Source organism: Sphingopyxis granuli NBRC 100800, from assembly GCF_001591045.1.
GTDB lineage: Bacteria > Pseudomonadota > Alphaproteobacteria > Sphingomonadales > Sphingomonadaceae > Sphingopyxis > Sphingopyxis granuli.
Genome location: NZ_BCUA01000130.1, coordinates 1 through 7,428 on the forward strand (window position 1 = coordinate 1; position 7,428 = coordinate 7,428).

Sequence of the window (7,428 nt, forward strand, 5' to 3'; positions counted from 1 at the left end):
GCCCCGGCTTCCGCCGGGGAACAGCTCCTGACTTGGCTGAAGAACATATATGCCAACTCGTTTCAGAGCTCGCCCCCCCGGACCCGATCCGGGAGTCCATCGTCTGCCCTCGAATGAAAGGCAGCACAAAAGGGAGGTGTCCGGCCATGGATGCTGAAACGAGTTCAGCATGACGAACGAACGGGGCAGTGCGCCGAAACCCGAATCCCCGGACCATAGCCCCGCTGCACCGAGCCGGGTCTCACGACCCCTCGCGCCATCGGGAGGGGAGGGGATCAGTGCACCGCTTGCGGTCCTCTTTCCACCCCCGACTGCGCGAGTTGGTCGTCGATCGCCGCGAGCAGCCGCGCGAGCGCCGCCTCGTCCCGTGCCTCGGCGCGCGCGACGAGCACGTCCTGCGTGTTCGACGCGCGCAGCAGCCACCAGCCGTCGTCGGTGAGCACGCGCGCGCCGTCGGTGCGGTCGACCTGCGCGCCCGCCGCCGTCAGCCGGTCGAGAACCTCGTCCACAATGGCGAATTTGCGCGCCTCGTCGACCTGGAAGCGCAATTCGGGGGTGTTGACCATCGCCGGCATCGCGTCGCGCAATTCGGTGACGCTCCTGCCCAGCTTGGTCGCCGCCTCGATCAGCCGCACCGCGGCATAGGGCGCGTCGTCATAGCCGTAATAGCGGTCGGCGAAGAAGATATGCCCGCTCATCTCGCCGGCGAGCGGGCTGCCGGTTTCCTTCATCTTCGCCTTGATCAGGCTGTGCCCGGTCTTCCACATCAGCGGCGTGCCGCCCAGTTCGGCGACGCGGTCGAACAGCGCCTGGCTCGCCTTGACGTCGGCGATGATCGTCGCGCCCGGATGCTCCCTGAGCACCGCGGCGGCATAGATCTGCAGCAGCTGGTCGCCCCAGATCACACGGCCCTGGCCGTCGATCGCGCCGATGCGGTCGCCGTCGCCATCGAAAGCGACGCCGAAATCGAGGCTTCTCTCCGCGACCAGCTTGCGCAGATCGGCGAGGTTCGCCTCGACCGTCGGATCGGGATGGTGGTTCGGGAAATGGCCGTCGATGGTGGTGAACAGCAGATGATGCTCCCCGGGCAGCCGCGCGGTGAGCTTTTCGATCACGGTGCCCGCGGCGCCGTTCCCGGCGTCCCAGCCGATGCGAAAGGCGCCGCCGGCGAATCCCTCGACCAGCCGATCGACATAGGCGTCGACGATGTCGATGCGCTGCGATCCGCCCTCGCCGCTGTCCCAGTCGCCCGCGGCGGCCATTTCGCCGATCCGCCTGATGTCGGCGCCGAAGAAGGGGCGTCCTTGAAACACCATCTTGAAGCCGTTGTAATCGGGGGGATTATGGCTGCCGGTTATCTGTATGCCGCCATCGACCTCTTCGGTTGACGCGGCGTAATAGAGCATCGGCGTCGGCCCCAGCCCGACGCGCAGCGCATCGACCCCCGCCGCGTTGATCCCCTCGACCAGCGCCTCCTCCAGCATCGGCGACGACAGCCGCCCGTCATAGCCGACGGCGATGCGCCGGCCGCCCGCGCGGCGGATCAGCGTCGCAAAGCTGCGGCCGATCGCACGCGCATCGTCGGCGGTCAGCGTGTCGCCGACGACGCCGCGGATATCATATTCGCGCAGCATCGTCGGGTGAAAGACGTGGGCGGCAACGGGCTCGGAAACGGCGGTCATGGATGATGCTCCTGCGCGAAGGGGGTCAGGCGACGGCGAACAGGTCGCCATCGGGGTGAAACCGCTCGCGCGCCGGAAGGTTCAGTCCCGCCATCGCCTCGCGCAGTTCCTGCCGCGCGACGACATGCCCCATCCCCATGCCGCCGAGATGCGCCTTGTCGAGCAGCGTCAGCCCGGCCGGGAACAGCTCGCGATAGATGACGCGCTCGCCGAGCCCCGGGATGACGCGAAAGCCGACGCGGCGCGACAGCTGGTTCAGCGCCTCGCCGACGCGCCGCATGTTGTGCGCGTCGACATGCTGCAGGCGGTTGCGCAGGATGATCCAGTCGATCGTCCGCCCGTCGCTCTTGGCGCGCGCCTTGCGCGTGTCCCAAATCAGCTCCGAATAGAAGCTGGGGCGCACGACCTGGAACGTCTCGGGATCGACCTGGCCGATCAGGTCGAAATCGATGAAGCTGTCGTTGATCGGCGTCACCAGCGTGTCGGCGCTGGTCGCGATGTGCCGCGCGAACGGGTCGTCGCGCCCCGGCGTGTCGGCGATCAGATAGTCGGCGTCCTCGGCCAGCCGCGCGACCTGCTCGTCGAGTTCCTCGACCGTCGAACCTTCGAACACCTCGAAATGCGGGATGGGCAGTTCGATGCCGCGGCGCTTCGCGGTGCTGGTGCGGTTGTCGAGATAGCGGTGAAAGGTGCGCTGGCGCGGGTCGAGGTCGATTCCGGCGACGCGCCACCCCATGCTCGCCAGCGCGACCGCGAAATGCACCGCGCAGGTCGACTTGCCCGTCCCGCCCTTTTCATTGGCAAAGATGATCCGATGGGGGGCTGGCTTCGTCATGAGCGTTGCGATTTTCCTGTCGGCGCGGCATGGCGGCCGCATGGGGTGGCGTATGGACGCCGCCAATATCGGAGGGCGGGCGGCCGTGCAAATCATCCGTGATATCGCCACGCTTCGTCGCGCGGTCGACGCACTCAAACTGGGGCGCAAGAGCGTCGCGCTGGTCCCGACGATGGGCGCGCTGCACGCGGGGCACCTGTCGCTGGTGCGGATGGCGCGGCGCGTCGCCGACCATGTCGTCGTGTCGATCTTCGTCAACCCGACGCAGTTCGGCCCGAACGAGGATTTCGCCGCCTATCCGCGCGACGAGGCGCACGACGCCGCGCTGCTGGTCGAGGAAGGCGCGGCGCTGCTCTGGGCGCCCGACGTCTCCGTCATGTATCCGCCCGGCCATGCGACGCATATCGCGGTCGCCGAACTCGGCGCCGACTATTGCGGCGCGGCGCGGCCGGGCCATTTCGACGGCGTCGCGACCGTCGTCGCCAAGCTGTTCAACCAGGTGCGCCCCGACATCGCGATCTTCGGCGAAAAGGACTGGCAGCAGCTTGCGATCATCCGCCGCATGGCGCGCGACCTCGACTTCGCGATCGATATCCTGGGGGCGCCGATCGCGCGCGATCCCGACGGGCTCGCGCTGTCGTCGCGCAACGCCTATCTGACCGCCGAGCAGCGCGCGGCCGCCGCCGCCTTTCCCGCCGCGCTGCGCGCCGCGGCGGCGGCGATCGCCGGCGGCGGCACGGTCGCCGCGGCGCTAGCCGATGCCGAGGCGGCGATCCGCGCGGGCGGCTTCGCCAGCGTCGACTATGTCGCGCTCGCCGACGCCGACAGCCTCGAACGGCTGACCGAATATCGCGCCCCGGCCCGCCTGCTCGCGGCGGCGCGGATCGGCACCACGCGCCTGATCGACAATCTGGCGGTCGAGTAGCACCATCTTTCGGGAAAGCATGGTTCGAAAACCCGCGGATTTCGGCGCCCGCCGCCACCAATCCCCAAAAAACCGCCGCATCGTTAACGCTTTGTTGACCATAAGCCGCAACTTTGGGGCCGAGGTCTCCATGTGGGGTGGAGGCGACAGGGGGTTATCATGGCGAACAGTCTGAAGTCTGCCCAATATCTGATCGAAAGCCGGCTGCTCGACGCCGCGCGCGGCGATGCGAGTGCCTATTTCGACCTGGGCGTCGCATTCTCGACCGGCACCGGCGGGGTCGATGTCGACCTGATCCAGGCGCACAAATGGTTCAACCTCGCCGCGCTCGGCGGCAATGTCGAAGGCCAGCAGTGCCGCGCCGACGTGTCGAACGAAATGAGCCGCGACGAAATCGCCGAGGCGCAGCGCCAGGCGCGCGCCTGGCTCGACGAGACCGCCCGCCGTCCCGCCGCCCGCCGCTTCGCGGCCTGACGTCTTGCCCGGTCTGCGTGGGCGTTCTTGAATCTCACGCAAAGGCGCGAAGGCGCGAAGAGAATTGCATGGCCGGTTTTCGGATAATCTCACACGAAGACACAAAGAGGGCGTGATGCGACTCGATCGTTGCGCCGATTTCGACGTCGGTTGAAAAAGGGTCGGACAACGTCCGGCCAGATAATCTCCTATGATGATCGCGAGACAGAACGGCAGAAACCGTCCTCTTCGTGTCTTCGTGTGAGATTTTCTTCTTCGCGCCTTCGCGCCTTTGCGTGAGATTCAATCCGCCCGCCGGAACGGCATATGCCCTTCCAGCCATTCCATTTCCTGCGCCTCGGCCGCGCGCTCACGCTCCAGGAAATCCGCCACCGCGCGCCGGAACCCCGGGTCGGCGATGAAATGCGCCGACCAGGTCGCGACGGGGCCGTAGCCGCGCGCGAGCTTGTGCCCGCCCTGCGCGCCCGCCTCGACGCGCGCCAGCCCGCGTTCGATCGCGACGTCGATCGCGCGGTAATAGCAAAGCTCGAAATGCAGATAGGGGATGTCGGCCACACAGCCCCAATAGCGGCCATAGAGCGTGTCGGCGCCGATCAGGTGCATCGCCCCCGCGACCGGCGTATCGCCGTCATAGGCGACGATCAGCAGCACGTGGTCGGCCATCCGCGCGCCGATCAGGTCGAACGCCGCGCGCGTCAGATAGGGGTGCCCCCACTTGCGCGCGCCGGTGTCCTGATAAAAGGCCCACATCGCATCCCAGTGCGCGGGACCGATCGCATCGCCCGTCACCTGCTCGATCCGCAGCCCCGCCACCGCGCGCGCGCGCTCCTTGCGCAGCTGCTTGCGCTTCGCGGAGGTCAGCGTGGCGAGAAAATCGTCGAAACTGCGATAGCCGGGGTTGGCGAAATGGAACTGGACGTCGCGCCGCACCAGCCATCCCGCCGCCTCGAACAGCGGCATCTGTTCGGGCGCGACGAAGGTCGCATGCGCCGACGACAGCTCGTTCTGCCGCACCACCGCCTCGGCGGCGCGGATCAGCAGCCGCGCGTCCTCGTCCCCCGCCGCCAGCAGCCGCGGCCCCGGCACCGGGGTAAAGGGCACCGCGATCTGCAGCTTTGGGTAATAGGCGCCGCCCGCGCGCGCCCACGCGTCGGCCCAGCCGTGGTCGAAGACATATTCGCCCTGGCTGTGCGTCTTCAGGTAAGCGGGCGCGGCGGCGACCAGCGCGCCCGCGCCGTCGGCGACCAGCAGCGGCGCCGGCTGCCAGCCCGTCCCCGGCCCGACGCTTCCCGATTCCTCGAGCAGCGACAGAAAGGCATGGCCGACGAAGGGATTGGCGCCCCCCGCCAGCGCGTCCCACGCCGCCGCCTCGACCGCGGCGACCCCGGTGCCGAGCGAAATCGTCCGCGCGGGCGGATCGGCGTCGGCCATTCAGACGCCGCCGACGAGGAAAGGAAAGGCCGTGTTCCCCCGCGAAGGCGGGGGTCCATCTCCGGTTGGCGCAAGATGGAACCGGCAGGAGATGGGTCCCCGCCTTCGCGGGGACACGGAAAGACATGGGACGTCGCGCAAGGCGATTTCCTACGCCGCCTTCACCGCCACGATGGCGTCGACCTCGACCGCAGCGCCCAGCGGCAGCACCGGAACGCCGACCGCGCTGCGCGCATGGCGCCCGGCCTCGCCGAACAGCGATTCCATCAGTTCCGACGCGCCGTTCGCGACCTTGGGCTGCTGCGTGAAACCGGGATCGCTGTTCACGAACACGCCCAGCTTGACGATTCGCTCGACGCGCGACCAGTCGCCGTCGACCGCCTTGCCGACCTGCGCGACGATCATCAGCGCGCAGCGGCGCGCGGCGTCATAGCCGCTCGCCTCGTCCATGTCGGCGCCCAGCCGGCCGGTCACCAGTTGCCCGTCGCGGAACGGCAACTGCCCGCTGACGTGGAGCAGCCCGCCCCGCTCGACGACGGGCACATAGGCGGCGACCGGCGCGGCGGGCGTCGGCAGGTCGAGGCCGAGTTCGGCAAGCTTGGCGGCAATATCCATCGTAAATCCTTCCATCGGTTGTCGGGTCAAAGGGCCGGGGCCGGCAGGTTTCCGGCGATGCGCGCGAGGATCCACTCGCGCGCCGCGGTCCACTCGTCGATGCGCGCATGCGCGTGCACGGCGGCGGGAATCCGGCCGGCGATCGCGGGCTCGCCGACCATGTGCAGCCGCCACACGTCGGGCGCCGCGGCGGCGACCGAATGGTGGTGATTCGGCAAGTCGTCGATGAATATCGTGACGCTCGGCGCGCGCTCCTCGATCAGCCGGCGCACCGGCTCGCCCTTGCCGCCGCGGCTGCCGATCACCGGCGCGTCGAGGCCCAGCGCGGCGAGCTGGTCGGCGCGGCGCTGCTGGTGGTCGGGGCCGACGTTGGTCAGGATGACGATGTCGGCGACGCGCGCGATCGCGGCCATCGCGGCGACCGCGCCGGGGATCGGATATTGCCGCGCCATCTCGGTGCGGAAGAATCCGTCGAGCAGCGGCCACACCTCGGCCGCCTCCAGCGGCGTGCCGCACGCCTTGCGCTTCAGCGCATTGGCGAAGCTCGTGTCCTCCATGCGGAACAGCACGCCGTGCGCCTCGTCGACCCACTGCGCGAAGGGCACGACCATGTGCATCAGCACCTCGTCGCAATCGCTGATGACGAGCGGGCGAGTCATGCTTCCTGTCCTTCCTGTCCTTCCAGTCGGCGCGCCGCGGCGGCCAGCGCCTCCGGCTCTATATCGAGTGCCGCGGCGCAGGCGACAAGGTCGGGCTCGTACGCGGTCAGGAAGGCGAGCACCGCCGCCAGCGTCGCGCGCTGCCCCAGCGCGGCGCGCAGGCCATCGGGCGTCAGCCCGGTCGTCGCGAGCAGCCGCTCGGCGCGCGACTCGTCGCCGACGATCCAGCCGAGCGCCCGCAGCGCCAGCGCCGCGTCATCATCCCGCAAGAGGCGATCCTTCCATGGGAAGCAATTGTGTCCGGCCGCCGATTCGCCTAAACGAGCCGCGGACGCAAGCGGGGAAAGCGGCAGATCATGGGAAAGACCGTCCTGGTCGTCGAGGATAACGAGCTCAACCTGCGCCTGTTCTGCGACCTGCTCAACGCCCACGGCTACAGCGCGCACCCGGTGCGCGACGGCCGCGACGCGCTGGCGAAGGCGCGCGAGATCGCGCCCGACCTGATCATCATGGACATCCAGCTGCCGCACGTCAGCGGGCTCGAACTGATCGGCCAGGTCAAGGCCGACCCGGCGCTGCGCGCGGTGCCGATCATGGCGGTGACCGCCTATGCGGGAAAGGGCGACGAGGAACAGATCCGCGCCGCGGGGGCGGAAGCCTATGTCTCGAAACCCATATCGGTGATCCGCTTCATCGAAAGCGTCGGCGCCTTCGCCTAGGACCGTCCCATCAATCGATGTGTCCCGGCGCAGAAGGCGGTTTCCGATGCCCAGGACTGGAACATGACGACCCTGGATTGGCCCACTT

General features: G+C 68.6%; 9 protein-coding genes. 3 read left to right on the top strand and 6 right to left on the bottom strand.

What is annotated here, in order from left to right; translation table 11 throughout:
* Positions 1-275 precede the first annotated feature (275 nt).
* Positions 276-1,682 (bottom strand): phosphoglucomutase/phosphomannomutase PgmG, encoded by a 1,407-nt coding sequence (gene pgmG, locus SGR02S_RS18350; protein WP_067113469.1) that lies wholly within the window; start codon positions 1,680-1,682, stop codon positions 276-278.
* A 25-nt stretch (positions 1,683-1,707) separates the two neighbouring features.
* On the bottom strand, positions 1,708-2,517 hold the full coding sequence (locus SGR02S_RS18355) for a division plane positioning ATPase MipZ (protein ID WP_067113470.1): 810 nt from the start codon (positions 2,515-2,517) through the stop codon (positions 1,708-1,710).
* Between the two features lie 85 nt (positions 2,518-2,602).
* Here SGR02S_RS18355 and panC point away from each other — a divergent pair, with 85 nt between their 5' ends.
* Both panC and SGR02S_RS18365 read left to right on the top strand, forming a co-directional pair.
* Complete coding sequence (panC, locus tag SGR02S_RS18360) at positions 2,603-3,442, top strand: pantoate--beta-alanine ligase (RefSeq protein ID WP_067113490.1); 840 nt, start codon at positions 2,603-2,605, stop codon at positions 3,440-3,442.
* A gap of 159 nt (positions 3,443-3,601) precedes the next feature.
* Positions 3,602-3,916, top strand: coding sequence for an SEL1-like repeat protein (locus tag SGR02S_RS18365; protein ID WP_067113472.1), 315 nt, complete (start codon positions 3,602-3,604; stop codon positions 3,914-3,916).
* Positions 3,917-4,198: 282 nt separating this feature from the next.
* Here SGR02S_RS18365 and SGR02S_RS18370 read toward each other — a convergent pair whose 3' ends face one another.
* The 4 genes from SGR02S_RS18370 to SGR02S_RS18385 all read right to left on the bottom strand — a co-directional run bounded on the left by SGR02S_RS18370 (position 4,199) and on the right by SGR02S_RS18385 (position 6,890).
* On the bottom strand, positions 4,199-5,347 hold the full coding sequence (locus tag SGR02S_RS18370) for a GNAT family N-acetyltransferase (RefSeq protein WP_067113478.1): 1,149 nt from the start codon (positions 5,345-5,347) through the stop codon (positions 4,199-4,201).
* Between the two features lie 150 nt (positions 5,348-5,497).
* Complete coding sequence (locus SGR02S_RS18375; RefSeq protein WP_067113480.1) at positions 5,498-5,962, bottom strand: RidA family protein; 465 nt, start codon at positions 5,960-5,962, stop codon at positions 5,498-5,500.
* Between the two features lie 26 nt (positions 5,963-5,988).
* Positions 5,989-6,621: a hypothetical protein gene (locus SGR02S_RS18380; protein WP_067113483.1), complete on the bottom strand. Its 633-nt coding sequence runs from the start codon at positions 6,619-6,621 to the stop codon at positions 5,989-5,991.
* Entirely contained in the window at positions 6,618-6,890 is a 273-nt protein-coding gene (locus SGR02S_RS18385; RefSeq protein ID WP_067113486.1) for a DUF3572 family protein, read from the bottom strand. Before SGR02S_RS18385 ends, SGR02S_RS18380 begins: the two co-directional genes overlap by 4 nt.
* 87 nt (positions 6,891-6,977) lie before the next feature.
* Between SGR02S_RS18385 and SGR02S_RS18390 the strand changes: the two genes are divergently transcribed.
* Positions 6,978-7,340 carry a response regulator gene (locus SGR02S_RS18390; RefSeq protein WP_067113488.1) on the top strand — a complete coding sequence of 121 codons (363 nt, stop codon included), beginning with the start codon at positions 6,978-6,980 and terminating at the stop codon, positions 7,338-7,340.
* The last annotated feature ends 88 nt before the right edge of the window (positions 7,341-7,428 follow it).